2 protein-coding genes and 1 pseudogene are annotated in these 2,763 nt (G+C 61.9%); 2 read left to right on the top strand and 1 reads right to left on the bottom strand.

Annotated elements, in window-relative coordinates:
• Positions 1 to 639 (bottom strand): annotated as a pseudogene (locus VMJ11_RS25825) (hypothetical protein); the annotation flags it as partial.
• A 621-nt stretch (positions 640 to 1,260) separates the two neighbouring features.
• On the opposite strand from VMJ11_RS25825, the gene VMJ11_RS25820 reads away from it, so the two are divergent.
• Positions 1,261 to 2,256: a GlxA family transcriptional regulator gene (locus VMJ11_RS25820; RefSeq protein ID WP_325623075.1), complete on the top strand. Its 996-nt coding sequence runs from the start codon at positions 1,261 to 1,263 to the stop codon at positions 2,254 to 2,256.
• Between the two features lie 100 nt (positions 2,257 to 2,356).
• The coding region (locus VMJ11_RS25815; protein WP_325623073.1) for a sugar phosphate nucleotidyltransferase at positions 2,357 to 2,763 on the top strand (407 nt) is incomplete at its 3' end.

Raw genomic sequence — 2,763 nt, 5'->3', positions numbered from 1 at the left:
GAGGTCCGTATAGAGCGGACGAAAGCCGTCGCCGTCGCAGCAGTGCTGCCCCGGCGCGATATATGCCGTGCCCTGGCCGCCGAAACGGTGCAGGTCCTGACGCTTGAAGGTGGGCGCGGGCAGCGCGGCGCTCATGTCGGGCAGCACGCCGAAGGTGGTGATGCCGGCCGGACGCGTGCCACGCTGGGGCAAACCCGTAGACGGCTGCGAAGCGAGCGACGCTGAAAACGCAAAGTAGCCCGCCTGCGGCATCGTGCAGGTGAGCGACGTGACGCGCGGGCCGCCCGCCACGGCGAAGCTGCCGCTCGCCTGCGTGCGGCTCCATGTGTCGGCAATTTGCCACTGCACCTTGTCGTCTCGCGTGGCTCGCGTGGTCACCTCGATGCGCACTTTCTTGCCGCGTGCAAAGAGGCGCGTGCCGTCGCTGCCGGGCGTGTCGGCCGAGATGAGTTCGTCGCCTGTGGCAGCCACCGCGCGGCCGGCGGCGCTTTGGCACACCGGCGCGTCCGCGGCGCGGCATGCGCCCGACGCGAACAGAACCCCGAGCGCGAATGCCGCAGCGGGCACACGGCGTGCGCGTGAGCCGCGCACGGCACGCAAGTTCATGAGTGTGGACGCAACGGCAAGGCGCAGTGTCATCGTGGGTTCCTCGCGACATAAAAGGGTAAGACTAGTGGGTTGCGGCTGCCATCTGCCGCCAGGGTCCAGGCTTTTCGCGCAATTTTTCCTGACGGCCTCGCGCATGACTTGTGCAGTGCTCGCATAGCGTATTCATGTCAATTGCGTTGTCGCGAATTTTTTTATTGTGCGGCGCAACTGCGATTTATAGGGTTTAAAATGCGCTTCACGTGCTCTGAATCGGTGCTCGAAGCTTCTTAAACATCATTTAATCAGACGAATAAGCGCGCCGCCATTTATTGCCTGCTTCGCCTTCATCCCGTGCATACGCATCGATCGGAAGGCATCGAAGGATTGGTAATATTAAAGGCAAAAATACCGGCCCGTCTGCATTGGCCGCTATTTTTGCCAAATCCACGTAATCGAACGAATTGGCTTTCAAGTCGTTTCTAATTGTTTCAAATCGGTGGGGCGCATGCTTCAAATCGGTTCGCGACCGGACTAAATGCGCCAATGTCTCGCCAGTTTCGGTCAGTCGTCGTTGCAGCGATTTTTATCTGCATATGATGCACTGCACACGGAATGCTATCGAAATGCTATTACCAGGACTTTTCGCTTTGATCGGGGGTTTAGGGGAAAAGCATGGCGTACGCAAGTCTGGATTTACCGCCGTTCAGTCGCCCGCATCTCGTAACCGCTGGTATCAGTCGCGAGGTGCGTCACATCGCAATCTTGTTGTTTGACGGTTGTTCGCTGCTCGGCGCAGGGATTGTGGCTGAAGTGTTTCATGTAGCCAATGAACTTTCGACCGACACCGCTCGCAGCTCGCCATACGATGTAAGCATCCTTTCAGCCGATGGCGGCAATGTAACCTGTTCGTCTTCGGTTCGGGTCTGGACCGACGGGCTGGACGCGCGTCACTACGTGGGCTTCGACGCGCTCTTCGTGGCGGGTGGCAAGGGTGCCTATGCAGCCGCCAACGACGAGCGTCTCATTGCCTGGCTGCGTCACGTGCATGCGAATACCGGCACCATTCGTCCGATTGGTGAAGGCCGTTCGTTGCTGGAAGCGGCAAGCCTGTGCAGCCAGCGCACGCAGCACGAGTTCGGCTCGTATGCGGTGCAGAACGGGCGCGACGAGGCCAGCGGCGACGGAGGCGACCGGCTCGAGTCGATGAAGAGTGCGCTCACACTCGTCAAGCGCGATCTGGGGGTGGACGTTGCGCGCGCCGTGACCGAGCGGCTCATGCCTGATTCGGGTGGCAACCTGATGCCGTTTCTCGGCGATGCGCTCGGCAGCGCGCCGGCCGACAAGGTGCGCGCGGCCGCTCGCTGGTTGCAGGAGAACTGTCAGCGGGCCATTTCGATAGCGGATGCCGCGCAGGTCGCCGCAATGAGCGAGCGCAACTTTCTGCGCCGCTTCAAGCTCGAGATGGGCATTACGCCATCGGATTACCTTTTACATGCGCGCCTTGCGATCACCTGCAGCCTCCTGACCGATTCGGAATTGCCGGTCGACAAGATCGCGCGCCGCACCGGCATGGGCAATGGCGACCGCCTCGCGAAGATCTTTCGCAAGCGCATGATGATTTCGCCCACCGAATATCGCGAGCAAAGCCGCCGCGAAGCCGGCGTGTAAGCGCCGCCACTGCGCAAGTTTTTAAGGGTCGCACGTCGCGGTTGCCTGCTTCGCTCGTCGCGAGACGAGGCGATCCTGCCCGATATGCAGGAGTCCGAATATGAGTGAAAGGTTATCGATCCATGAGGGTCAGGGTCAGGTCCGCGTCGAGGGCGGCCAGGACACGCCGCGCGAAAGCTCGCCAACCTGCACGCGTATCGTGCCGGTCGTGCTGGCCGGCGGCTCGGGTACGCGTTTGTGGCCGATGTCGCGTGAGCATTTTCCTAAGCAGCTAATTGGTGTGGTGGGGCGCGATACGCTGCTGCAGGCGACCGTGCACCGGCTCGACGGCTTTTCGCCCGAATGGCAGGTCGCGAGCGCGCCGATCGTCGTATGCGGCGAGGAGCATCGTTTCGTGATCGTCGAGCAGTTGCGCGCGAGCGGTGTGGAAGCGCGCCTCGTGGTCGAGCCCGCGCGGCGCGATACCGCGCCGGCGCTCACGCTCGGCGCGGCGCTTGCCTGCGCCAA

This window comes from Paraburkholderia sp. (assembly GCF_035501035.1).
GTDB lineage: Bacteria > Pseudomonadota > Gammaproteobacteria > Burkholderiales > Burkholderiaceae > Paraburkholderia.
This window is presented reverse-complemented; position numbering and strand designations above follow the sequence as displayed.

Bases quoted from the DNA above. Each gene is read 5' to 3' on its own strand.
- VMJ11_RS25820 (WP_325623075.1), top strand. From the start codon at position 1,261: ATGGCGTACGCAAGTCTGGATTTACCGCCGTTCAGTCGCCCGCATCTC.